Here is a 22,226-nt window from a genome sequence, read left to right as displayed (position 1 = left end):
CATGGTCTCCCACTCCCCTTCGTCGAGCCAGTCCCGGGCGGCAGGTCCAGCCGGTCGGCGTCACCGGGTCCAACGGAGGTCTGACCTGCGCAGTTCCGCACGCGCCTGCTTCACAGCCCCTTCGCAGTCCGCGCACGGCGAACCGTCGGACCACCCCGGTGCGCGATCACCTGATCACGCCGGGTGAGATCACGACGTGCACTAGATTGCGCACGTGCCGACGTCTTCGTCTCGCCCGTCCAGCAAGCAGCCCGCCAGCTGGGCCTACGCCGAGCAGTTCGTCCCCGAGGACGAGGTGCTGCAGCGCGGGAGGGAACGTGCCGCCGACCTCGGCCTCGAGCCCGTCTCCCCCGGCGTCGCGGCGACCCTCACCGTGCTGGCGGCCGCCAACGGGGCCCGCACCGTCGTCGAGGTGGGGACCGGCACCGGCGTCGCGACGCTCAGCCTGCTGCGCGGGATGGGCGACGACGGGGTCGTCACGACCATCGACGTGGACGGCGAGGCGCAGCGCGCCGCCCGCGAGACCGTCGCCGAGGACGGGATCCGGCCCAACCGCGCCCGGTTCATCAACGGCCGCGCCCTGGAGGTGCTGCCCCGGCTCACCGACGGCGCCTACGACCTCGTCCTGCTCGACGGGGACGAGCGGGAGTACTCCGCCTACCTCGACCAGGCGCGACGGCTCCTGCGGGTCGGCGGGCTGCTGGTGGTCGACGACGCGCTCTGGAAGGGTCGCGTCGTCGACCCCGCCGCGCGTGACGCCTCCACCGCCGCGCTGCGCGAGGTGTCCCGCGTCGTGCTCGAGGACGGGAACTGGTTCCCGACGCTGCTCCCCACCGGCGACGGGCTGCTGCTGGCGGTCAAGCACTCCTGATGTCGTGTCCTTCGACGCCGGGAGGCGCGGCTCCCTGGAGTCCCGTTCCGTGCCCCGCGCTGGACGACGACGGCAGCGACGGTGTCCGTCGCCGGCCTCTAGGCCGTCGCCGTCCAGCGCGGGGCACGGAACGCGGACGTCACCGCCGATCCCGACGTCACGACGACATGCTCTCCAGCCACTCCAGCAGCACGCGCGCGCCGAACCCGGTCGCGCCCTTCGTGACCTCGTGCTCGGGGCCGTCGGCGCGGCCGGTGCCGGCGATGTCGAGGTGGGCCCAGCGACGGGTCCCGGCGAAGGGGCGCAGGAACAGGGCCGCGAGGATCGAGCCGGCCCCGAACCCCGGGGTCGTGGTGACCTGGCGGGCGTCGGCGACGTCGGAGTCGATCGCGCCGGCGTAGTCCTCGACCAGCGGCATGTGCCACAGGCGTTCACCGGTCGCGGCCGAGGCGGCGAGCAGCTCGTCGACCAGGGCGGCGTCGGCCGAGTACAGCGGGGCGTGACGCTTGCCCAGGCCCAGCGTCGCGGCCCCCGTCAGCGTCGCCACGTCGACCAGGACGTCCGGCTGCAGCACCGCGTCGGCGTAGGCCAGCGCGTCGCCGAGCACCATGCGCCCCTCGGCGTCGGTGTTGTTCACCTCGGTGGTCCGGCCGCCGTAGTGCGTCACGACGTCACCGGGGCGGTAGGAGGAGGCGCCGAAGGCGTTCTCGGCCAGCGCCAGCAGGCCGGTGACCCGGACGGGCAGCTTCAGCTTCGCCGCCGCCGCGACGACGGCCAGCACGACGGCCGAACCGGCCATGTCGGTCTTCATCGCGACCATCGACTCGCGGGGCTTGATCCCGAGGCCACCGGTGTCGTAGGTGATGCCCTTGCCCACCAGCACGACGTGGGGTGCCTCCGGGGTGGCGCGCGGCGTCCAGCCCACCTGCACCAGCGCGGGCGCCGAGGCCGACCCCGCCCCGACGGCCAGCAGACCGCCGAACCCCTCGCGGCGCAGCCGCGTCTCGTCGCGGACCTCGACCTTCAGCCGCAGGCCCGCGGCGACCTCGCGCACCTGCTCGGTCATCCACGCGGGGTTCTTCACGTTCGAGGGGGTGGCGGCCAGGTCGCGGGCCAGGACCGTCGCCCCGGCGGTCACCTCCGCGTGCCGCACGTCGGCGACGGCCACCTCCCCCAGCAGCACGAGCCGGCGCGCGGTGGTGGGGGCGGCGGCCTTGCGGCCGCTGACGGGCGGGACGTGGGAGGCCAGCAGGAAGCCCTCGACGAAGGCCCGCGTGCCGGCCGCGCCGACCCCGTCGGCCAGCGTGGTCACGACGTCCCCGGTGCCCGCGGCACGGGCCAGCGCGGCGCCGCTGCGGCGCAGGGCGGTCGGCGAGGAGTCGCCGACGCCCACCACGAGCAGCCGGCGCGGGCTGCCCTCGGGGGCGGGCACGGGCAGCCGGGTGATCGTCGCGGCCGCGCCGCTGACCTGTTCCGCCGCGCACACGGCCGCGAGGTCGATGCCGTAGCGGACGGCCGCGTCGGCGGCGCCCGGTCGCGGCTGCAGCGGGGCGTCCGGACCGGCGCCGGGGGCGACCGGGACGGCCAGCACCTCCATCCCGGCCAGGTCGGCCGAGGCCAGCGCCGTGCGGCGGACCTCCACCACGGGCGGGGTCCAGCGGCGCAGGTCGGGGGCGGCCGCGGTGACGGCCGGGCTGACGGTGGGGGTGCTCACGGTGGTCCTCGCTCTCGCACTGCAGGGGGTCGCAGACGAGGCGGGGCGGGCACCGTCGGTGCCCGCCCCGCCTCGATCGCCTCAGCCCACGACCGAGGTGATGGCCTCTCCGAGGGCGCTGGCCTCGTCGGGAGTCATCTCCACGACGAGACGCCCACCGCCTTCCAGCGGCATCCGAAGGACGATGCCGCGCCCTTCCTTGGTGACCTCCAGCGGACCGTCCCCGGTCCTCGGCTTCATGGCCGCCATCGGCGTGCTCCCTCTCGTCGTCTTCGTTCGCGCCGCCCCCGCGGCCGGGTGCTGCGGTCGGCGTGTGGGGTACATCATCCCCCACCGCACCCCCCTGGTGGGCGCAGGGGCACGAAGACGATCACGGTGGCCAGTCGGCCGGCGGCGAGAACCGCCACAACCACGCGACCCAGACCACCTGCAGCGCAAGGGAACAGACCACCCACGCGCGCAGCACCGGGCGACTCCCCGGCCGCGTCGCGACGAGCCCGCCGAGCGGGAAGAGGAAGACGAGGTACCGGAAGAGGCTGGTGAACGGGTCCAGGACCAGCAGCAGGTAGCCGACGTAGGCCAGGCACCACGCCCGCAGGTCGGCCCCCAGGACGGCGGTGCGTCGCGACAGCATCCACACCACGTAGCCGGCGACGGCCAGCACCAGCACCACCGGCCCGACCGGGCCCAGCACGTACTGCGAGATCCCCCACCACGGCTCGAGCCAGACCACCTCACCCCCGGCGCGCCAGGCTCCCATCGTCGCGGTGTACGCGTCGGTGCGACCGGTCAGCTGCGCCGCCGTGGCCGGCCACAGCAGCCCCGCGAGCCCCGAGGCGGCCAGCAGCCCCAGGCAGCGCAGGGCCTCCCGGCCGCCCAGCACCGTCCCGGCCCGGCGCCCGGCCAGCGCGCGCAGCACCAGGTGCACGACGACGACCACCGACAGCGGCACCGCGACGGGCCGGGTCAGCCCCAGCGCCAGCGCGACCAGCGCCGCCGGGCCGTACCGGCCGCGCTGCAGGCACAGCAGGAAGGCCACCAGCAGCGCCAGCGCCGGGGCCTCGGTGTAGGGCACCTGGAAGACCGGCGAGGGCGGGGAGACGCAGAACAGCACCGCGGCGCTCCAGGCCCCGCGGCGCGCGACGGCCGCACTGGCGCGCTGCGCCAGCGCGCGGTGCACCAGCGCGTGCACCCCGACGGCGGCCGCGGCCCCGGCCAGCAGCGACACCAGCGCCCCGGCCGCCTCGAACGACAGGCCCGTCGTCATGAGCAGCCGCGCCAGCAGCGGGGCGAGGGGGTAGAACGCGAGCGCCGACTGCTGCACGTCCCCGGCCGTGCCCACCGGCACCGACCGCGGGTACCCGTCCTGCGCGATCTGCCGGTACCACGTGGCGTCCCACAGCCCGAGCATGTCGCCGTACCCGGCTCCGCCGGGGGTCCAGTCGCTGTCGGGCTGGAAACGGGCGACCTCGGCGAGCACCGCGGCGGAGAACGACCGCGCCAGGGCGTAGACGAGCAGCACCCGCACGGCGACGGGCGTGCGCAACCAGCGCAGGTGCAGCGAGGAGCGGCGCGACAGCCGGACGGGCGTCGCGAGGCTCACGAGGGTCCGCGCAGGTCGTCGCGCGCCCGGCGCAGGACGACCTCGAACGCGGCCTTGCCGAACAGCCCCGGCACCGGCCCGCCCAGCGCGGCCAGCCGGGCGAGCCGGCGCGAGCGGACGACGACGTGCTCGGTCCACTCCACGAGCACCTGTCCCGACCCCGCGGGCGCGACGACGATCTCGACGGTGCCGCCGAGGTGGTCGCCGGTCTTGACGATCCCGACCCGGCCGGGCCGTTCGGACCCGGCGCTGGTGTCCGGGACGACGCGGGAGACGACCTCCATGGAGTCGACCAGCGTGAACGGGCCGATCCTGGTGGTGGCGACGAACCGCTCCCCCACCACGCCGACGGGTCCTCCCTCGGGGCGCGAGACGACGGTGGCCGGCACCCAGCCGGTCTGCCGGGGCCAGTCGGTCAGCACGTCGAAGACGTGCCGGACCCGCCCGGTCACCACGGACCGCGCGGTGAAGTCGATCGTGTGCACGGCAGCCACTCCTCGGTCGATGCCTGGTCTAGTCCTCGGCGCTGCGCCAGGCGGCCAGCTCCTCGTCGCGTTCGCGGATCTCCTCGCGCAACCGGTCCAGGACGGCGTCCACCTCGTCCATCCGGTAGCCGCGCACGCCCAGGGAGAACCGGACCGCGTCGACGTCGGTGGCCACGACCGGCCCCTCGGGCAGGCCCCGGTAGGGCCGGCTGGAGGTCTGCGGCCCCAGCGCGCCGCTGACGCGGCCGGTGACGACCGCCACGACGGCGCCCACGACCAGCAGGACGAGGACCAGCAGCACGACCGTCACGCCGCGCCCTCCCCGGGCTGGTCCCCGGGCTGGTCCCCGTCGGAGGAGTCGGTCGGGAACTCCACGAACGAGCCGACGATCTCGGAGCTGGGCAGCTGGACCCGCTCGCGGGGCGCGGCGTCGAGGAAGTCCAGGGCCTCGGCCGGGTCGTCGGTCCAGTGGATGCAGTCGAAGACCAGCGGCCGGGCGAACCCGCGCCCGACCAGGCCCTCCAGCCACGTCCGCAGCCCGGCGTAGTGCCCGTCGCAGTCCAGGACGGCCAGCGGCTTGGTGTGCAGGCCGATGGTGCGCGCGACCCAGATCTCGAAGAGCTCCTCCAGCGTCCCCAGCCCGCCGGGCAGCACGATGAACGCGTCGGCGCGCACGTCCATCTCCGCCTTGCGCTGGCGCATGTCGTCGGTGACGACGAGTTCGCCCAGACCCGGTGGCGGCAGCTCGAGGTCGAGCAGCGCCTGCGGCATCACGCCGGTCGTGCGGGCCCCGGCCGCGCGCGCGGCGGCCTCGGCCGCGCCCATGACCGAGGTCCCGCCCCCGCCGTAGACCAGGTCGTGCCCGCGTTCGCCGATGAGCCGGCCCACGGTGGCGGCGAGGTCGACGTGCCGGGGGTCGATGCCGCCGGACGCGCTGCCGTACAAGCAGATCGTGCTCACGAGACTCCCTCCAGCAGCCAGCCCGACAGCACCTGCAGGCACTGCTCGACCTCGGCCGTCCGGCAGCGTTCGTCGTCGGCGTGCGCGGTGGCGTTGTCCCCCGGGCCGTAGTTGACGGCCGGGACGCCGAGCGCGGAGAACCGGGCCACGTCCGTCCAGCCGTACTTGGGCAGCGGGGTGGACCCGGTGCGCGCGACGAAGTCGGCGGCGGCCGGCAGGTGCAGCCCCGGCCGGGCACCGTCGGCGGCGTCGGTGACGCGCACGTCGAAGCCGGCGAACACCTCGCGCACGTGCGCCTCGGCCCCGGCCGCGTCGACCGCGGGCGCGAAGCGGTAGTTCACGGTCACGACGCAGCGGTCGGGGATGACGTTGCCGGCGATGCCACCGGAGATCAGGACGGCGTTGAGGGCTTCGCGGAACACCAGACCCTCGACGTCGACCTCCCGCGGTGTGTAGTCGGCGAGCCGGGCCAGCACGGGCGCCGCGTCGTGGATGGCGTTGTGCCCGCGCCAGGGCCGCGCCGAGTGCGCGGCCTTGCCGGTCGTCGTGATCTCGGCGCGCAGGGTGCCGTTGCAGCCGCCCTCGACGACGGCCGAGGACGGTTCGAGCAGGATCGCGAAGTCGGCCGTGAGCAGGTGCGGGGCGTTGCGGGCCAGCCGCCCCAGGCCGTTCCGGGCCGCCTCGACCTCCTCGTGGTCGTAGAAGACGAAGGTCACGTCGCGCGGGCAGTCCGCGCCGGCCGCGGCCACCCGGCGGGCCAGCGCCAGCTGGACCCCGACCCCGCCCTTCATGTCGCACGTCCCGCGGCCGACGAGCACGTCACCGTCGAGGGGGTGCTGCTCGCGGCGGACCGGCAGGTTCGGCGGGTCGGTCAGCGGGACGGTGTCGATGTGCCCGGCCAGCAGCACGCGCTCGGGCCGGCCCAGCGTCGTGCGGGCCACGACCGCGTCGCCGTCGCGGGTGACCTCGAACCCGCCGAGCGCACGCAGGGCCGCTTCCACGGCGTCGGCCAGGGCACGTTCGTCGCCGCTGACGGAGGGGATGTCGCAGACGCGACGGGTCAGCTCGACGACGTCGATCGCGGGGTCGCTCAGGTCGAGCGCGGGAGCTGGAACGGTCACGCCGCTCACCCTAGTCACGGACTCCGACGGGCTGTCGGACGCTTGTAGGGTCCTCCGTGTGAGCGAGCAGACGACCGAGCAGCAGACCCGACGCGCCTGGGGCCACGGCCTGGCCACCTACGCCGAGGACGGCACGGTGCTGGACGTCTGGTTCCCCTTCCCCGCGCTGGGCTCCGCCCCCTCCACCAGCTCCTACGGCGTGCCGGCCGAGCTGGCCTCCCTCGAGGCCGACGACATCCACCGCCGCACCAGGCAGCGCGTGCTGACCGTGGAGATCGACCTCGACGAGGCCCCGCGGGACACCGCGGACGCCTACCTGCGGCTGCACCTGCTCTCGCACCGCCTCGTCGCCCCGCACGGCGCCAACCTCGACGGCCTCTTCGGCGTCCTGGCCAACGTCGTGTGGACCAACCACGGCCCGTGCGCCGTCGCCGACTTCGAGCGCGTCCGGCTCGCGCTGCGGGCCAACGTCGGGCCGGTGACGGTCCTGGGCATCGACAAGTTCCCGCGGATGACCGACTACGTCACGCCCACCGGGGTGCGCATCGCCGACGCCGACCGCGTCCGCCTCGGCGCCCACCTGGCCGAGGGCACGACCGTCATGCACGAGGGCTTCGTCAACTTCAACGCCGGCACCGTCGGCGTCTCGATGGTGGAGGGCCGCATCTCCGCGGGCGTCGTCGTGGGGAACGGCTCCGACGTGGGCGGCGGCGCCTCGATCATGGGGACGCTGTCCGGCGGCGGCAAGCAGGTCGTCAGCATCGGCGAGCGCACCCTGCTCGGCGCGAACTCCGGCACGGGCATCAGCCTGGGCGACGACTGCGTCGTGGAGGCCGGCACGTACATCACCGCGGGCACGAAGGTCTCGCTGCTCGGCGAGGACGGCACCGTCCAGCAGACGGTGAGCGCGCGCACCCTGTCCGGCTCGGACGGGCTGCTGTTCCGCCGCAACTCGATGACCGGCCAGGTCGAGGCGCTGCCCCGCAAGGGCGTCAGGGTCGAGCTCAACCCCGCCCTGCACGCCAACTGACGGTGGCCGTCCGTGCTCCCCAGCGCCGCCGGACCCCGCCGGGTGCACGACGCACCCGGCGCCTGCGGCTGGCCACGACGCTGACCGTGACGGCGCTGGCCGTGACCGGCGGCGTCGTGTGGCTGACCCGCGACCCGGATGCGCCCGTCGTCCGCGAGCGCTGCTGGGCCTCGGTCGAGGGCGAGTCGACGTCCCTGTCGCCCGAGCAGGCCGCCAACGCCGCCACGGTCGTGGGCCTGTCCGTGCGCCGCGGGCTGCCCGCCCGCGCCGCGACCATCGGCATCGCGACGATCGTGCAGGAGTCGGGGATGCGCAACCTCGACCACGGGGACCGCGACTCCCTCGGCCTGTTCCAGCAGCGCCCCTCGCAGGGCTGGGGCACCCCCGAGCAGGTCCAGGACCCCGTCTTCGCCACGAACGCCTTCTACGACGCCCTCATCGAGGTCGACGGGTACCGCGACCTGCCGGTCACCGACGCCGCACAACAGGTGCAGCGCAGCGGTTTCCCGCTGGCCTACGGCGACCACGAACCCGAGGCGCGGCTCATCGCCTCGGCTCTGACGGGGTACACGCCGGGCGGTTTCACCTGCCACCTGCGCGGGGCGGACGTCCCGCTGGAGAACGGCGACGACTCCCGGCTGACCGACACCGCGCAGCGGGTCGCCGACGCCGCCGCGACGCAGGTGACGACGGCGTCCCCGGCCGTCGTGGCGGGCACCAGCGGCCGGGCGTTCGAGTTCACCCTCGGCGGGGAGGACCCCGCCCGCACGGCCTGGGCCGTGGCCGGCTGGGCCGTCGCCAGCGCCGGCACGTACCCCGTGACGGAGGTCAGCGTCGCGGGCTCGCGCTGGACCCGCGCGGCGTCCAGCCGCGACTGGGTGGAGACCGCCACCGGACTGCCCGCCGGCGGTGTCCAGATCCGCGTCGGCTGAGCCGACGGCACCGACGACGCTCGACCCCCGACGTGCTCGACCAGGCACTTCCGGGGTCGAGCACGTCGGCGGTCGGTCAGCGGCTCGCGAGCTCCGCGTAGTCGCGGGCGCCCTCGCCGACGTACACCTGGCGGGGACGGCCGATCTTGGTGGCCGGGTCGTTGATCATCTCGCGCCACTGGGCGATCCAGCCGGGCAGCCGGCCCAGCGCGAACAGCACCGTGAACATCTTGGTCGGGAAGCCCATGGCCTTGTAGATGATGCCGGTGTAGAAGTCGACGTTCGGGTACAGCTTGCGCTCGATGAAGTAGTCGTCGCTGAGGGCGATCTCCTCCAGGCGCATGGCGATGTCGAGGAGTTCGTCGCGCTTGCCCAGCTTGGACAGGATCTCGTCGGCCGTCTTCTTCACGATGGCCGCGCGGGGGTCGTAGTTCTTGTACACCCGGTGGCCGAAGCCCATCAGGCGCACGCCCTTCTCCTTGTTCTTGACCTTGGTCATGAACGTGTCGACGTCGTCGTCGGAGTTCTTGATGGCCTCGAGCATGTCCAGGACGGCCGAGTTCGCCCCGCCGTGCAGCGGGCCGGACAGGGCGTGGATGCCGGCCGAGACCGAGGCGAACAGGTTCGCCTGCCCCGAGCCGACCAGGCGCACGGTGGAGGTCGAGCAGTTCTGCTCGTGGTCGGCGTGCAGGATCAGCAGCTGGTCCAGCGCCTTGACCAGCGCCGGGTCCACCTCGTAGTCCTCGGCGGGGTTGCCGAACGAGAGCCGGGTGAAGTTCTCCACCAGCCCGAGCCGGTTGTCCGGGTACAGCAACGGCTGGCCCAGGGACTTGCGGTGGGCGTAGGCCGCGATCGTCGGCAGCTTGGCCAGCAGCCGGACGGTGGACAGCTCCACCTGCTCGACGTCGAAGGGGTTCAGGGAGTTCGGGTAGAACGTCGACAGCGCGCTGACGGCGCTGGACAGCACCGGCATCGGGTGCGCGTCGCGCGGGAAGCCGTCGAAGAAGCGCTTGAGGTCCTCGTGCAGCAGCGTGTGCCGCTGGATGCGCTCGGTGAACGCCGTCAGCTCCTGCTCCGTGGGCAGGTGCCCGTAGATGAGCAGGTAGCTCGTCTCGACGAAGGTGGACTTCTCGGCGAGCTGCTCGATCGGGTACCCGCGGTAGCGCAGGACCCCGGCGTCGCCGTCGATGTAGGTGATGGCCGAGGTGCACGAGGCGGTGTTCGTGAACCCCGAGTCCAGGGTGACGAGCCCGGTCTCCTTGAGGAGGCTGCCGATGCCGAAGCCGGCGGCGCCCTCGGTGGCAGGGGTCACGGGGAGGTCGAGGTCGCCACCTGCGTGCTTCAGCGTCACGGAGTCAGCCATGTCGCGACCGTACCCGTCCGTGGTGATCGTGCCCAACACAGGTCCGTCACACACCTATCCGAGGTCCTGCAGGCGGTCCGGCACCTGCCCGATGCGCTCGTCGGTGGCCGTCAGCGCGATCCGGACGTGCCGGGCGCCGGGCGGGCCGTAGAAGTCCCCGGGCGCGGCGAGGATCCCCCGCCGGGCGAGCAGGTCGATCGTCGTGCGGCAGGGTTCGTCGCGGGTGCTCCACAGGTACAGCCCCGCCTGCGAGGCGTCGACGCGGAACCCCGCGCGCTGCAGGGCGGGCCGCAGCAGCTCGCGCCGCGCCCGGTAGCGCTCGCGCTGCACCGCGACGTGCTCGTCGTCGGCCAGCGCGGCCCGCAGCGCCACCTGCACGGGCCAGGGGACGATCATCCCGGCGTGCTTGCGCAGTTCCAGCACCTCGCGCACGAGCGCGACGTCACCGGCCAGGAACGCCGCCCGGTAGCCGGCCAGGTTCGACTGCTTCGACGTCGAGTACGCCACGAGCAGGCCGGTGTGGTCCCCGCCGCAGACGCGCGGGTCCAGGACGGAGGCGACCAGCCCGCCGACCGTGGTGTCGTGCGCCGGTTCCCAGCCGAGCTCGGCGTAGCACTCGTCGGAGACCACGACGACGTCGTGGGCGCGCGCCCAGGCGACGAGCGCGGCGAGGTCCTGCACGGTGCGCACCGCGCCGGTGGGGTTGGAGGGGCTGTTCAGCCACAGCAGCCGGATCCGGGACCCGGCGTTCCACGCGGCCTCGAGCTCCTCGACGGTGTCGGCACCCAGGGGCGTGGCGCGGGCCAGCCGGGCGCCGACGTCGTACGTCGGGTAGGCCACGGCGGGGTGCGCGACGACGTCGCCCTCCCCCAGGCCCAGCAGGAACGGCAGCCAGGCCACCAGTTCCTTGGACCCGATCGTCGGCAGCACGCCGTCGGGGTCGAGCGCGGGCACGCCGCGGCGGCGGGCGAACCAGGCCGCGACGGTCTCGCGCAGCGGCGCGGTGCCGTAGGTCTGCGGGTAGCCGGGTGCGTCCGCGGCCGAACGCAACGCCTCGGCGACGACCTCGGGGGTCGCGTCGACGGGCGTGCCGACCGACAGGTCGACCAACCCCCCCGGGTGCGCCGACGCGGTCGCCTTGGCGGCCGCCAGGGAGTCCCAGGGGAAGTCGGGGAGCGACGCGCCGACCCGGCGACGCGCTGGCTGGGTCGGCGCGCTCATCAGTGCCCTTCGCCCTGTGGCGGGAGGGCGCTGACCACGGCGTGGTCGGCGTCGATCTGCCCCATCTTGGCGGCGCCGCCGGGCGAGCCGACGGTGTCGAAGAACTCGACGTTGGCCGCGGTGAAGGCCGACCACTGGTCGGGGACGTCGTCCTCGTAGTAGATGGCCTCGACGGGGCACACCGGCTCGCACGCACCGCAGTCCACGCACTCGTCGGGGTGGATGTACAGCGAGCGCTTGCCCTCGTAGATGCAGTCGACCGGGCACTCTTCGATGCAGGCCTTGTCCTTGACGTCGACGCAAGGCTGCGCGATGACGTAGGTCACGGGTTGTCCTCCTCCTCCGGCGGGCGGGCGGCCGGACGCGCCTCCTAGTATCGCCGACGGCTCCCGGGCCCCGCACACGAGCACCACCGCTGGAGGACCACACGTGGCAGACGTCACCCCCGCCCGACCCCGGAGCCACGTCGTCCGCGAGCTCGAAGTGGGGTCCCGCGTGGTCGTCCGGCACCGCCTGCCCGACGGGTCGGCCTCCGACGCGCTGGGCGACCTGGTCGGTGCGGACGCGGTGACGCTGCGGATCGCGACCCGCCGCGGCGAGGTGAGCGTGGCCCGCGCCGACGTGCTGGCCGCCAAGCCCGTGCCCCCGCCGCCGGTGCGCCGCGGAGCTCCCCACACCGCGATCGGCACCGAGGACCTCGAGCGCGTGATGGCCGAGCACTGGCGGCCGCTGGAGCGCCTGGACCTGGGCGGCTGGCGGCTGCGGGCGAGCGAGGGCTTCACCGGCCGGGCCAACTCGGCGCTGGCCGTCGGCGACCCGGGACTGCCGGTGCCGCAGGCGGTCGAGGCCGTCGAGCGGTTCTACGCCGCGCGGGGGCTGCGGGCGGTGGTGTCGGTCGCCCACCCCGCCGACGGCCTGGGCGAGGGCACGCAACCGGCCGAGGCGCTGGCCGCGCGCGGCTGGACGGTGCGCACCCCCACCGTCGTCATGACGGCCGCGACCGACGACCTGCCCGGTGCGTCCGACGTGCCGCTGCCGGCCGGGCTGCACGTGCAGACCTCCCCCGAACCGGACGCCGCCTGGCTGGCGCAGTACCACTACCAGGGCGCCCCGACGGTGCCGCCCGCCGGCCGGAGGATCCTCGTCTCGGCCGACGAGCAGGTCTTCGTCCGGGTGGTCGACGGGTCCGAGACGGTGGCCATCGCGCGTGGGTCCCTGTCGCCCGGCTGGGCCGGCGTCACCGCTGTCGAGACCGCCCCCTCGCACCGCCGCCGCGGCCTGGCCCGGCGGGTGCTGGCCGAGATCGCCGACTGGGCGCGCTCGCGGGGTGCGCCCTGCACGTACCTGCAGGTGCAGGCCGACAACGACGGCGCCCGCGCGCTGTACGCCGGGCAGGGGTTCACCGTGCACCACGCCTACCACTACCGGGTGGCACCCGCCGGGTAGCAGAACGGGAGCGGCCCACCTCAGCCCCCCGAGGTGCACACGCTCCCGTTCCCGCGTCCCGCACCGCCTCCCCCGGAAGTCCCCCGTCTTCCTGGGCGGTGCGAGTCGTGCGTCGCGGCCGGAACTCCCCTCCTGCCGTCCCGGCCGCGACGAGTCTCAGTTCCCCCGGACGGGGGCTCCCTCGCGCAGGTCGATCACCCGCGGCTGCTCGTGGGCGGCCTTCGCCGCCTGCAGCACGTCGGTGATCTCGTGCCCGATGAGCTCGTGCCGTTCCAGCAGCGCGTCGCGCAGCGCGGCGACCAGGTGCCGGTTGCGCTCCAGGAGCTCGCGGACGAACTCCTTCTGCTCGCTCAGGAGGTTCTCCACCAGCCGGCGCCCCTCGGAGTCGCCCAGGACGCGGGCGACGAGGTTGCCGTCGGCGAACGCGCCCTGCTGCACGGCCGTGAACGACACGAGCGTGCCCGCCATGCCGGCCGACCCCACCATCTGCGCCGCGACCGAGGTGGCCGACTGCAGGTCCCCGGCCGGGCCCGTGGACACGTCGCCGAAGAACAGCTCCTCGGCCACCTGACCACCGAAGGCGATCTTGATCATGCCGGCCAGCTCGGTGCGCGAGCGGGTGTAGACGTCCTCGGCGTCGCCGTGGGCCAGCAGGCCCAGGGCGTTGGCGCGCTTGACGATCGTGAGGATCTCCAGCCGGCGCTGCGGGGCGACGAGCCAGGCGACCGTGGCGTGACCGGCCTCGTGGGTGGCGATGAGCCGGGCCTCGTGCTCGGTGTAGCCGACCGGCTGCCCCAGGCCGACCTCGGTGACCAGCCGGGCGTGCTCGATGTCGGCCCAGCTCATGCCGTCGCCGTCGCGGCGGACGGCGTTGACGAGGGCCTCGTCGAGCAGGTTCTCGATCATCACCGGCGAGTAGCCGTTGGTGATGCCGGCCAGGGCGTCGCGACGTTCGGCGTCGTCGAGGGCGCTCTCGTGGGCCTTGCGGGCCAGGAAGTGGTCGACGAGGTCGCGACGGCCGGCCTTGTCGGGCAGCCCGAAGCTCATCCGGCGGTCGAACCGGCCCGGGCGCAGCAGCGCCGGGTCCAGGGAGTCGGCGCGGTTGGTGGCGGCCACCAGGAGGACCTCGACGGGTTCGGTCACGGGCCGCTTCAGCTGCCGGTGCGCGGGCAGGAACCGGTTGGCGGTGTCGACGAACCAGCCGCGGACCTTCTCGGAACCCGAGGGTTCGTCGAACGACTGCATCTGCACCAGGAGCTCGTTGACCACGCCGCTCGCGCCCTCACTGGAGGCGAGGCGTTCGGTCTGCAGCGCAGCGCGTTCCGTCGTCGGCAGCGACATCGGCAGGTTGGTCAGGCCGCCGCAGCCCACGATCGAGCTCGTGGGCGCCGCCGTCATCGAGCTCATGCCGCCGCGCGCCCCGGCGATCGCGTCGATCTCCTCGATGAACCCGATGGCACCGCCCTCGCGACGGGCCGCCTTGCGCAGCGCCTTGAAGTACGAGCGCAGCTTGCGGGCCGTGGCGCCGTACCACATCGACTGGAAGCTGGTCGCGGAGACGAACAGGAACGGAACGCCGGCCTCGCGGGCCATCGCCTTGGCCATGTGCGTCTTGCCGGTCCCCGGCGAGCCCTCGAACAGCAGCCCGCGCCGCGGCCGGCCACCCATGCGGTGCCGGAACGTGCGCGCGGCCAGGAACAGGTCCAGGCTGCGCTCGACGTCCTCCTTCACCGGGTCCAGGCCCTTGACGTCGTCCAGGGAGACGTCGATCTGCTCGGGCCGGTAGACCACGTGCGGGGAGCGGCCGGACAGGAGCGTCTGGCCGAGCAGCAGCGCGATCATCAGCGCGAAGAAGATGCCGACCATGAGGTAGAGCGGGTCGACCGTCGGCAGGGACGGCAGCAGCGGCAGCCCGAACGCCAGCCGGACGTCGACGACGAGCAGCACGGCCAGGACCACGAGCAGCAGCGTCTGCGTGCGCCGGCGGCGGTTGCGCTCGCGCACCCGGCCGACGTCGGCGCTGTCCCTGCCGGTCCTCACGCCGGCGCGCGCGGGCGCGGGCGGACGGGCGGACGGGCGACGCGGGTCGGGGGCGCGCAGGACGTGGGCCACGGACCGCTCCTCTCGGATCCCGTCCGGCGGGTCCCGGACGTGGTTCCACCCAACCCCGCCCGCACACCGGCGGCCACCCACCGTGACGCGTTCGGACGATCGCGTTCACCCGCCCGGCGCAACCGAGCGTGCCGAGGCGAACACCGTCCGCCGACGCCGTCCCGGGTCAGGAGGTGGGTGCGATCCCCGCGAAGAGGTCGGTCTCGCGGCCGTCGTCGTCGAAGGGGCCGCTCACGACCCCGTGCACCAGCCGGTAGTGCTCGACGGGCCAGATCGGTTGCGGCACACCGTTGGACAGCCGCATCGCGGGCGGATCGGCGTCGAGGTCGAGGCTGATCTGGGTGGCGTGCGCCCGCAGGGCGGCGATCTTGGCGGGCAGTTGCTCCGTCCCGTCGACGGCCGTCGTGACCTGCGCGTCGGGGACGACGACGCTCGGCAGCGGACCGTCCGCGGCCCCGGCCCCTTCGGCTCCGGCGTCCACGAACGCCTGCAGCGCCGCCCGGACGGGTCCCTCGGGCTGGACGATCTCGTAGACCTTGGCGACCTGCCACGGGACCGACCCGTCCCGGTGGTCACCGGCGGCCAGCACCAGCGCCCGCGTGGTCGCCTCGTGGACCCGGACGTGGTCGGGATGGCCGTACCCGCCGCCAGGTTCGTAGGTGACGACGACCTGCGGGCGGACCTCGCGGACCACCTCGGCGATCCGGGCGGCGACCTCCTCGGGATCGGCCGCGGCCAGCGCCCGGGGGTCGACGTCGTCACCGGCCGCGGCGCGTCCCGGCTCCAGCCAGACCATGCCCGAATCGCGGTAGCCGGAGCCGTCGGGGCGGGTGAGGAACCGGTGCTCGCCGACCCCCAGGGCCTCCATGGCCGTCGCGAGCTCGTGCGTGCGGTGCTCGGCCAGGGCGTCGGGGTCCAGGTGCGCGAGGTCGGGCGGGATGACCTCACCGAGCTCACCGCGGGTGGCCGTCAGCAGCACCACGGTCGCGCCGGAGTCGGCGTAGCGGGCCATCGTGGCGCCCGAGCCGATCGACTCGTCGTCGGGGTGGGCGTGCACGAACAGCACGCGCCGGGGCTGGTCGAGGTGGTCCATGGCCGCCAGCTCGGCGGGGTCCAGCTCGCGGGAGACGTCGTCCACGACGTCGGCGGCGATCTCCAGCGGGTCGCGTCCCACCGTCGCCGCTCCGGCCGCGCCCTCGGGCGTGGCGTCGGGCTGTCCGGGTGGTTCGGGCGGAGTCGTGGTCATGGTCACCATCCTCGCGCGAACGGCCGGAAGCACACCTCCCGCCCTCCGGACCTGGTCCGGGAGGCGGGAGGTGCGCTGCGCGCGGGAACGGGCCGGGTCAGCCCTTCTTGGCCTTCGAGGCCGTCTTGGCGCGCTGGTTGGCCTCCAGGACGACCTTGCGGATGCGCACGGCCTCCGGGGTCACCTCGACGCACTCGTCCTCGCGGCAGAACTCCAGGGCCTGCTCCAGGGAGAGCTTCTTCGCCGGCACGAGCCGCTCGAGCTCGTCACCGGTGGAGGAGCGCATGTTGGTGAGCTTCTTCTCCTTGGTGATGTTGACGTCCATGTCGTCGGCGCGGGAGTTCTCCCCGACGATCATGCCCTCGTACACCTCGGTGGTCGGCTCGATGAAGAGCTGGCCGCGCTCCTGGATGTTGCCGATGGCGAAGCCCGTCGCCGCACCGGCGCGGTCGGCCACCAGCGAGCCCGAGGCGCGGGTGCGGATGTCGCCGGCCCACTGGTCGTACTTGGCGAACAGGGTGTGCGCGATGCCGGTGCCGCGGGTCTCGGTGAGGAACTCGGTGCGGAAGCCGATGAGCCCGCGGGAGGGGACGTAGAACTCCATGCGCACCCAGCCGGTGCCGTGGTTGGTCATCGTCTCCATGCGGCCCTTGCGGGCGGCGAGCAGCTGGGTGATCGCACCCAGGTACTCCTCGGGGGAGTCGATCGTCAGGTTCTCGTAGGGCTCGAGCAGCTTGCCGTTCTCGTCGCGGCGGGTGACCACCTGCGGCTTGCCGACGGTCAGCTCGTAGCCCTCGCGGCGCATCTGCTCGACGAGGATGGCCAGCGCCAGCTCACCGCGGCCCTGCACCTCCCACGCGTCCGGGCGTTCGGTCGGCACCACGCGGATCGACACGTTGCCGACCAGCTCGGAGTCGAGACGGTCCTTGACCAGGCGCGCGGTGACCTTGGCGCCCTTGACGCGACCGGCCATCGGGGAGGTGTTGGTGCCGATGACCATGGAGATCGCCGGCTCGTCGACGGTGATCAGCGGCAGCGGCCGCGGGTCCTCGGGGTCGGCGAGGGTCTCGCCGATGGTGATGTCCTCGATGCCGGCGACGGCGACGATGTCGCCCGGGCCGGCCTTCTCGCCGGGCACGCGGGTGACGGCCTCGGTGACCAGCAGCTCGGTGATCTTCACGCGCTGGACGGTGCCGTCGTGCTTGCACCACGCGACCTGCTGACCCTTGACCAGCTCGCCGGAGAAGACGCGCAGCAGCGCCAGGCGGCCCAGGAACGGCGAGGCGTCGAGGTTGGTGACGTGCGCCTGCAGCGGGGTCTCGGGGTCGTACGTCGGCGCCGGGATGGTGTCCAGGATCGTCTGGAACAGCGGCACGAGGTCCTCGGAGTCCGGCAGGCCGCCGTCCTCGGGCTGGTTCAGCGACGCCCGGCCGTTCTTGGCCGAGGCGTACACGACGGGCACCTCGAGCAGCTTGTCGGCGTCGATGCCCTCGATGTCGGCGGCCAGGTCGAGCAGCAGGTCGTAGGTCTCCTCCACGACCGCGGCGATGCGCGCGTCGGGACGGTCGACCTTGTTGACGAGGATGACGACGGGCATGCCCGCGGCCAGGGCCTTGCGCAGCACGAAGCGGGTCTGCGGCAGCGGACCCTCGGAGGCGTCCACCAGCAGGACGACGCCGTCGACCATCGACAGACCGCGCTCGACCTCACCGCCGAAGTCGGCGTGGCCGGGGGTGTCGATGATGTTGATCGTCATGCCGCCCTCGGGAGCACCCGGGCCGGCGTACCGGACCGAGGTGTTCTTCGCGAGGATCGTGATGCCCTTCTCGCGTTCGAGGTCGCCCGAGTCCATGACGCGGTCGGCGACGTCGGCGTTGGCCCGGAAGGCGCCGGACTGCCAGAGCATCGCGTCGACGAGGGTGGTCTTGCCGTGGTCGACGTGGGCGACGATCGCGACGTTGCGCAGGTCGGCGCGGGTGCTCAAGGGCATGGAGTTCTCGATCCGCTCTCGGAAGTCTCGACCGCCGGCGCGGGGCGTCGGGCGGGTCGCGTGGAGGGTTGACACCACAGTCTATCCGCGCTCGCGCCGACGCGGTCCGCGCGAGTGGTCCTTGAACCCCGAATCACCACGCTGACCTGCGAGGACGTCCTCGTGATGATGCTTTCGCACCATCATCAGTTGGCCCGGGGTAGTCATTTCGTGCCACCCTCGGAGACATGTCCGCACCACCTGAGCACGGATCCAGCACACCTTCAAGTCCTTCGAACACCCCTTCGGCGGGCGCCGTCAGCGCCCGCGACCTGGGCCGCGTGGAGCGTCCCCCGATCGACAAGCAGACCTTCGCGATCGCCGCCGGCGTCGTGGTCGTCTTCCTCCTCGTGGGGGCCGTGTGGCCCACCCAGCTGAAGGCCGGCGCGGACGCCGTCCTCGAGGTCGTCGTCGGTGACTTCGGCTGGGCCTTCGTGCTCGGCGCGACCGGCTTCGTGGTCCTCGCCCTCGTCCTGGCCTTCAGCCGCTTCGGTCGCATCCGCCTGGGTCGCGACGAGGACCGTCCCGAGCACTCGCGGGCGTCCTGGATCGCGATGATGTTCTCCGCCGGCATGGGCATCGGGCTGATGTTCTACGGCGTGACCGAGCCGGTGACGCACCTCATGACCGTCCCGCAGAACGACGCCGGAGCCGGCTCGCAGGCCGCGGCGCGCGAGGCGATGAACTACTCGCTGTTCCACTGGGGCCTGCACCCGTGGGCGATCTACGCCGTCGTCGGCCTGGCGCTGGCCTACTCCAGCTACCGCAAGGAGCGCGTCGGCGGGTTCTCCGCCGCCTTCGCCCCGCTGCTGCGCGGCCGGCGCGGACGCGGCGCGGCCCGCGTCATCGACATCTTCGCGATCTTCGCCACGCTGTTCGGCTCGGCCGTCAGCCTGGGCCTGGGCGCGGCGCAGATGAACGGCGGCCTGACCGAGGTCTTCGGCGTCGCGAACTCGACGACCGTCAAGGTGCTCATCATCGCCGTCCTGACCGTCTGCTTCGTCGTCTCGGCGATCAGCGGCATCGAGCGCGGCATCAAGTGGCTGTCCAACACCAACATGGTGCTGGCGCTGCTGCTGCTGTTCTTCCTCTTCGTCGTGGGCCCGACGGTGTTCATGCTGAACCTGATCCCGGCCTCGGCGGGCAACTACCTGACGGCCCTGCCGCAGATGGCGACCCGCACCGGCGCGTTCGGCGGCACCGAGTGGCTGAGCGCCTGGACGCTCTTCTACTGGGCCTGGTGGGTCTCCTGGACGCCGTTCGTCGGCGCGTTCCTGGCCAAGATCTCCCGCGGCCGCACCATCCGCGAGTTCGTCGTCGGCGTCATGCTCGTCCCGACGCTGGTCTCCCTCATCTGGTTCTCCGTCCTGGGCGGTGCCGCGATCGACCTACAGCGCAAGTTCGTCGAGGGCACCGGCGGGGCCGACATCGCGGGGATCGCGGACCAGGAGTCGCAGATGTTCACGTTCCTGCAGCAGTTCCCGTGGGCCGGTTTCACCTCGATCCTCGTCGTGGTGCTCGTCGCCATCTTCTTCATCTCCGGTGCCGACGCCTCCAGCATCGTCATGGGGTCGCTGAGCTCCTACGGCGTCGACGAGCCGCAGAAGTGGCTGACCGCGCTGTGGGGCGGGCTGATGGGCCTGGTCGCCATCGTGCTGTTCTTCGCCGGCGGCCTGGAAGCGTTGCAGGACATCACGATCATCGCCGCCGCCCCGTTCCTGGTCATCATGGCGCTGATGGCCGTGGCCCTGGTCAAGGACCTGGCGAACGACCCGAAGATGACCCAGCCGAAGCGTCGCCACGGGGATCGCCGCGACCCGCGCATCACGGCGGCCGACACCGAGTGGGAGAGCCCGATCCCGGTCGCCATCGCCCCCACTCCGCCGGCGCCCGGCGCCGAGCCCTCGCGCTGAGGAACCCTGCGCACGAAGGCCCCCGGACCGGTCGGTCCGGGGGTCTTCGCGTCCGGGCTCCTTCCGGAGTCCGCCGCCGCCCCCAGAGCCGCACCCACGTCGGTGCGGCGTGGGTGCGGTGCGGGCTCGCGGCGCGGCGCTACCGCGCGCCGGACTCCATCGCCGCGACCAGCGCGACGTCACCGGGCAGCCAGTCGACGGACCCCCACCGACCGCGCGGCAGCCACCGCAGCTCGTCGTGGTCCTCCAGCGGCTCGGGACTGCCCTCGACGACGACGGCCCACCACACCCGCATCTCCAACGCAGGCGTCAGCGGCCAGGCGCCGCCGGGGTGCACGACCTCCGCACCGAGCCGGACGGCCACGCCCAGTTCCTCGCGCAGTTCGCGGTGCAGGGCCTCGACGGGCGCCTCCCCCGGCTCCACCTTCCCGCCGGGCAGTTCCCACTTGCCCGCCAGCGCCGCCGGGGCGCTGCGGCGGGCGGCCAGCAGCCGCGTCGGGGACTCCAGGTCGTCGACGATCGCCGCCCCCACCACCAGCCTCACGGGGCGACCTCGTCCGGCAGGGGCTCGGCCCCCCGGGCGGCGAGGTAGTCCCGCAGCAGGTCCGACTCCCCCTGCTGGCTGGAGGCGATGGCCGAGGCCAGGTCGCGGACCTCGCTCGTCGTGGCGTGCTCGGCGCCGTACTGCGCCATCTCGATGCCGCCGACGTGGTGGCGCAGCACCAGCTGCAGGAAGTCGACCTCGAACACCTGACCCGTCTCGGAGTTCAGCCGTGCCAGTTCGTCGGCCGTGGCCATCCCCGGCATGATCCGGCCCTCCTGCTCCTGCTCGACCAGGTGCCGGGCGTGCAGGTCGGTGCCGGCCATCCAGGCCATGACCGGGGTGCCGGCGCCGGACAGGGGCTGGCCCCAGGAGATGAGCAGCTGCTGCATCCGGCCCATCTGGTTGCCCTGGGTGGAGGCGATGTCGACGGCGAGCTGGCGCACCTCGGGGGTCGGCGCGTTCTGGATCGCCGTGTAGGCCATCGAGACGGCCTGGCTGTGGTGGGTGGTCATGTCGCGGGAGAACCCGACGTCGACGGAGTTCTCCCCCGGGGCCGTGGGCAGGGCGCGGCCGGCGAGGATGCCGAGGACGAGGGCGAGCAGCAGGGCCACCGCCCCCAGCAGCACCCGCCGGGCCGAGAGGGCAGCCATCAGCCGGTCGGGGTCCCCACGCCGTTGCTGCACAGCGCGCCGGGTTCGGGCGTCTGGGCACCCTGGACGAACTTGGACAGGAAGGCGTCGATGCGCGGGTCGTCGGCGGACTCGACGGGGAGCTGGTTGTTCCACGCCGAGAGCACGATCGGCGAGGGCAGTCCCTCGTACGGGGACAGCACGGTGTACGTCTGCCCGCTGACGGCGTCCTTGAGCTCCTCGACCTGCTCGACGGGCAGGTCGGGCCGGTAGGTGATCCAGACCGCGCCGTGCTCCATGCTGTGCACCGCGTTCTCGTTCGGCACGGGGGCGTCGTAGATCCCGCAGTTGAGCCAGACGCTGTAGTGCGGCCCGCCCATGGGCGGGGTCTCCTCGTACGTCACCGGTTCGGTGACGTGGACGCTGGCCTCGTAGTCGGCCGTGGTGACCGCGTCCAGCGACGGCGGTTCGGGGCGGTTGACGAAGACGGCGGTCACGACGCCGGCGACGGCCAGCACGACGACGGTCGGAACGGCGATGAGCGCCGCGCGACGGCGACCGGCGCGGGCGCGTTCGGCCTTCTGCATGGCCGCGACGCGCGCAGCCCGATCCGAGCGCGCACCACCCGCGCTCGAGGGTTCGTCGGTGGTCCGGGCCATGGGGTGTCCTTCCCGTCGTGGTCTCGCACCGCCACGGCGGGTGGCGATCTCTCCCAGTCTGCAACGTCGCAGCCCTCGAGATGGTTCACCCTGCAACAAGAACGCGCGGGTGACCTGCACCACAGGTCACCGGCGCGTCACGGTGGGTTCACTCGTGGGGCGTGCGGGCGGACTCGCGCGCCAGGCGCGCCCGCGTCCCGTGGTCGGTGCGGGCCACGACGGCGACCCGGTGCCGGGGGCTGGTGCGCCAGATGACGACAGCGACCCCGACGGCGACGGCGAGGACCAGGACTGCGATCAGCATTCGACCACCGTAACCGGCACACCGGCTGTGCCGCAGCCCAGCCC

22 protein-coding genes are annotated in these 22,226 nt (G+C 73.5%); 5 read left to right on the top strand and 17 right to left on the bottom strand.

The features are described from left to right. Positions 1-214 precede the first annotated feature (214 nt). Positions 215-871, top strand: a complete 657-nt coding sequence (locus tag ACRYR2_RS19790) for an O-methyltransferase (protein WP_432564602.1) — start codon at positions 215-217, stop codon at positions 869-871. Between the two features lie 157 nt (positions 872-1,028). On the opposite strand, the gene ACRYR2_RS19785 is transcribed toward ACRYR2_RS19790, so the two are convergent. The 7 genes from ACRYR2_RS19785 to dapE all read right to left on the bottom strand — a co-directional run bounded on the left by ACRYR2_RS19785 (position 1,029) and on the right by dapE (position 6,763). Beyond that, positions 1,029-2,585 (bottom strand): leucyl aminopeptidase family protein, encoded by a 1,557-nt coding sequence (locus tag ACRYR2_RS19785; RefSeq protein ID WP_432564601.1) that lies wholly within the window; start codon positions 2,583-2,585, stop codon positions 1,029-1,031. An 81-nt stretch (positions 2,586-2,666) separates the two neighbouring features. Then, on the bottom strand, positions 2,667-2,834 hold the full coding sequence (locus ACRYR2_RS19780) for a DUF3117 domain-containing protein (protein WP_166617328.1): 168 nt from the start codon (positions 2,832-2,834) through the stop codon (positions 2,667-2,669). Positions 2,835-2,955: 121 nt separating this feature from the next. Further along, a complete protein-coding gene (locus ACRYR2_RS19775) occupies positions 2,956-4,188 on the bottom strand; it encodes a hypothetical protein (RefSeq protein WP_432564600.1) in 1,233 nt (410 codons plus the stop codon). Next, positions 4,185-4,673 carry a hypothetical protein gene (locus ACRYR2_RS19770; protein ID WP_432564599.1) on the bottom strand — a complete coding sequence of 163 codons (489 nt, stop codon included), beginning with the start codon at positions 4,671-4,673 and terminating at the stop codon, positions 4,185-4,187. The genes ACRYR2_RS19775 and ACRYR2_RS19770 overlap by 4 nt, the downstream gene beginning before the upstream one ends. A gap of 28 nt (positions 4,674-4,701) precedes the next feature. Further along, on the bottom strand, positions 4,702-4,983 hold the full coding sequence (locus tag ACRYR2_RS19765; RefSeq protein WP_432564598.1) for a DivIVA domain-containing protein: 282 nt from the start codon (positions 4,981-4,983) through the stop codon (positions 4,702-4,704). After that, positions 4,980-5,633: an LOG family protein gene (locus ACRYR2_RS19760; RefSeq protein WP_432564597.1), complete on the bottom strand. Its 654-nt coding sequence runs from the start codon at positions 5,631-5,633 to the stop codon at positions 4,980-4,982. Before ACRYR2_RS19760 ends, ACRYR2_RS19765 begins: the two co-directional genes overlap by 4 nt. Next, a complete protein-coding gene (gene dapE, locus ACRYR2_RS19755) occupies positions 5,630-6,763 on the bottom strand; it encodes a succinyl-diaminopimelate desuccinylase (protein ID WP_432564596.1) in 1,134 nt (377 codons plus the stop codon). The genes ACRYR2_RS19760 and dapE overlap by 4 nt, the downstream gene beginning before the upstream one ends. 49 nt (positions 6,764-6,812) lie before the next feature. Here dapE and dapD point away from each other — a divergent pair, with 49 nt between their 5' ends. Next, on the top strand, positions 6,813-7,784 hold the full coding sequence (gene dapD / locus ACRYR2_RS19750) for a 2,3,4,5-tetrahydropyridine-2,6-dicarboxylate N-succinyltransferase (protein ID WP_432564595.1): 972 nt from the start codon (positions 6,813-6,815) through the stop codon (positions 7,782-7,784). A gap of 2 nt (positions 7,785-7,786) precedes the next feature. Continuing rightward, the gene (locus ACRYR2_RS19745) at positions 7,787-8,716 is read left to right on the top strand and encodes a hypothetical protein (RefSeq protein ID WP_432564594.1); all 930 of its coding nucleotides are present in this window, start codon (positions 7,787-7,789) and stop codon (positions 8,714-8,716) included. A 76-nt stretch (positions 8,717-8,792) separates the two neighbouring features. On the opposite strand, the gene ACRYR2_RS19740 is transcribed toward ACRYR2_RS19745, so the two are convergent. From ACRYR2_RS19740 to fdxA, 3 genes are read right to left on the bottom strand one after another with little or no spacing between them, the layout of a single operon-like run. Beyond that, entirely contained in the window at positions 8,793-10,079 is a 1,287-nt protein-coding gene (locus ACRYR2_RS19740) for a citrate synthase (protein WP_432564593.1), read from the bottom strand. Between the two features lie 54 nt (positions 10,080-10,133). After that, positions 10,134-11,300 (bottom strand): succinyldiaminopimelate transaminase, encoded by a 1,167-nt coding sequence (gene dapC, locus ACRYR2_RS19735; RefSeq protein WP_432564592.1) that lies wholly within the window; start codon positions 11,298-11,300, stop codon positions 10,134-10,136. Then, positions 11,300-11,626: a ferredoxin gene (fdxA, locus tag ACRYR2_RS19730; protein WP_432564591.1), complete on the bottom strand. Its 327-nt coding sequence runs from the start codon at positions 11,624-11,626 to the stop codon at positions 11,300-11,302. The genes dapC and fdxA overlap by 1 nt, the downstream gene beginning before the upstream one ends. Before the next feature lie 103 nt (positions 11,627-11,729). Here fdxA and ACRYR2_RS19725 point away from each other — a divergent pair, with 103 nt between their 5' ends. Beyond that, the gene (locus ACRYR2_RS19725; protein ID WP_432564590.1) at positions 11,730-12,746 is read left to right on the top strand and encodes a GNAT family N-acetyltransferase; all 1,017 of its coding nucleotides are present in this window, start codon (positions 11,730-11,732) and stop codon (positions 12,744-12,746) included. A 156-nt stretch (positions 12,747-12,902) separates the two neighbouring features. Here the strand turns inward: ACRYR2_RS19725 and ACRYR2_RS19720 are convergent, their stop codons facing one another. The 3 genes from ACRYR2_RS19720 to typA form a co-directional block, all read right to left on the bottom strand. Continuing rightward, positions 12,903-14,858, bottom strand: a complete 1,956-nt coding sequence (locus tag ACRYR2_RS19720; protein ID WP_432564589.1) for an AAA family ATPase — start codon at positions 14,856-14,858, stop codon at positions 12,903-12,905. A 166-nt stretch (positions 14,859-15,024) separates the two neighbouring features. Next, positions 15,025-16,104, bottom strand: coding sequence for an N-acetyl-1-D-myo-inositol-2-amino-2-deoxy-alpha-D-glucopyranoside deacetylase (gene mshB / locus ACRYR2_RS19715; protein ID WP_432564588.1), 1,080 nt, complete (start codon positions 16,102-16,104; stop codon positions 15,025-15,027). A 97-nt stretch (positions 16,105-16,201) separates the two neighbouring features. Beyond that, positions 16,202-18,094, bottom strand: a complete 1,893-nt coding sequence (gene typA, locus ACRYR2_RS19710; RefSeq protein ID WP_432564587.1) for a translational GTPase TypA — start codon at positions 18,092-18,094, stop codon at positions 16,202-16,204. Between the two features lie 227 nt (positions 18,095-18,321). Here typA and ACRYR2_RS19705 point away from each other — a divergent pair, with 227 nt between their 5' ends. Then, positions 18,322-20,046 carry a BCCT family transporter gene (locus ACRYR2_RS19705; protein ID WP_432564586.1) on the top strand — a complete coding sequence of 575 codons (1,725 nt, stop codon included), beginning with the start codon at positions 18,322-18,324 and terminating at the stop codon, positions 20,044-20,046. A gap of 139 nt (positions 20,047-20,185) precedes the next feature. On the opposite strand, the gene ACRYR2_RS19700 is transcribed toward ACRYR2_RS19705, so the two are convergent. The 4 genes from ACRYR2_RS19700 to ACRYR2_RS19685 form a co-directional block, all read right to left on the bottom strand. Beyond that, positions 20,186-20,590: a (deoxy)nucleoside triphosphate pyrophosphohydrolase gene (locus ACRYR2_RS19700; RefSeq protein ID WP_432564585.1), complete on the bottom strand. Its 405-nt coding sequence runs from the start codon at positions 20,588-20,590 to the stop codon at positions 20,186-20,188. After that, positions 20,587-21,240 (bottom strand): DUF305 domain-containing protein, encoded by a 654-nt coding sequence (locus tag ACRYR2_RS19695; protein ID WP_432564584.1) that lies wholly within the window; start codon positions 21,238-21,240, stop codon positions 20,587-20,589. The genes ACRYR2_RS19700 and ACRYR2_RS19695 overlap by 4 nt, the downstream gene beginning before the upstream one ends. Continuing rightward, complete coding sequence (locus ACRYR2_RS19690; RefSeq protein WP_432564583.1) at positions 21,240-21,878, bottom strand: DUF3105 domain-containing protein; 639 nt, start codon at positions 21,876-21,878, stop codon at positions 21,240-21,242. Before ACRYR2_RS19690 ends, ACRYR2_RS19695 begins: the two co-directional genes overlap by 1 nt. A 148-nt stretch (positions 21,879-22,026) precedes the next feature. Continuing rightward, positions 22,027-22,182, bottom strand: coding sequence for a hypothetical protein (locus tag ACRYR2_RS19685; protein WP_432564582.1), 156 nt, complete (start codon positions 22,180-22,182; stop codon positions 22,027-22,029). Positions 22,183-22,226 lie beyond the last annotated feature (44 nt).

This window comes from Kineococcus deserti (assembly GCF_050871945.1).
Taxonomy (GTDB): Bacteria; Actinomycetota; Actinomycetes; order Actinomycetales; family Kineococcaceae; genus Kineococcus.
Note: the sequence above shows the minus strand (reverse complement) of the source record. Positions and strands in the feature narration are given on the sequence as shown.

Coding starts and splice junctions, on each gene's coding strand:
- ACRYR2_RS19695 (WP_432564584.1), bottom strand. CDS start 21,240: ATGGCTGCCCTCTCGGCCCGGCGGGTGCTGCTGGGGGCGGTGGCCCTG.
- ACRYR2_RS19705 (WP_432564586.1), top strand. CDS start 18,322: ATGTCCGCACCACCTGAGCACGGATCCAGCACACCTTCAAGTCCTTCG.
- ACRYR2_RS19685 (WP_432564582.1), bottom strand. CDS start 22,182: ATGCTGATCGCAGTCCTGGTCCTCGCCGTCGCCGTCGGGGTCGCTGTC.
- ACRYR2_RS19780 (WP_166617328.1), bottom strand. CDS start 2,834: ATGGCGGCCATGAAGCCGAGGACCGGGGACGGTCCGCTGGAGGTCACC.
- dapC (WP_432564592.1), bottom strand. CDS start 11,300: ATGAGCGCGCCGACCCAGCCAGCGCGTCGCCGGGTCGGCGCGTCGCTC.
- ACRYR2_RS19690 (WP_432564583.1), bottom strand. CDS start 21,878: ATGGCCCGGACCACCGACGAACCCTCGAGCGCGGGTGGTGCGCGCTCG.
- typA (WP_432564587.1), bottom strand. CDS start 18,094: ATGCCCTTGAGCACCCGCGCCGACCTGCGCAACGTCGCGATCGTCGCC.
- mshB (WP_432564588.1), bottom strand. CDS start 16,104: ATGACCACGACTCCGCCCGAACCACCCGGACAGCCCGACGCCACGCCC.
- ACRYR2_RS19740 (WP_432564593.1), bottom strand. CDS start 10,079: ATGGCTGACTCCGTGACGCTGAAGCACGCAGGTGGCGACCTCGACCTC.